Source organism: Sulfitobacter sp. HI0040 (assembly GCF_001634885.1).
Lineage (GTDB): Bacteria > Pseudomonadota > Alphaproteobacteria > Rhodobacterales > Rhodobacteraceae > Sulfitobacter.
In genome coordinates this window covers 1-258 of sequence record NZ_LWEX01000499.1, presented here as the reverse complement: position 1 = coordinate 258, position 258 = coordinate 1, and the positions used below count along the sequence as shown (strand labels likewise).

Sequence of the window (258 nt, the reverse complement as noted above, 5' to 3'; positions counted from 1 at the left end):
CCGATATAGACGGCGACATTGGTGTTCAGGATCGTCAGCGGCTCCCCAATCAGGCCAAGCCACATCAGGAACTGGTTCAGCAAACCTTCGCTGCTGAGAATCCCCATCCACGCGTAAACCCGGATGAGGAACGAGGTCCAGAAGGGCAGGATCACCAGCATCATCAGCGTCGGGCGCCATTCTTCGGGCGCGCGGGCCATCCCGTAGGCGATGGGATACCCGACCAGAAGCGTCATGAAGGTGGAGAGCGCTGCGATC

1 protein-coding gene is annotated in these 258 nt (G+C 60.1%); it reads right to left on the bottom strand.

Annotation, left to right across the window (positions count from 1 at the left end; all coding sequences use genetic code 11):
- A partial coding sequence (locus tag A3728_RS19730; RefSeq protein WP_443069440.1) for an ABC transporter permease occupies positions 1–258 on the bottom strand: 258 nt, incomplete at both ends.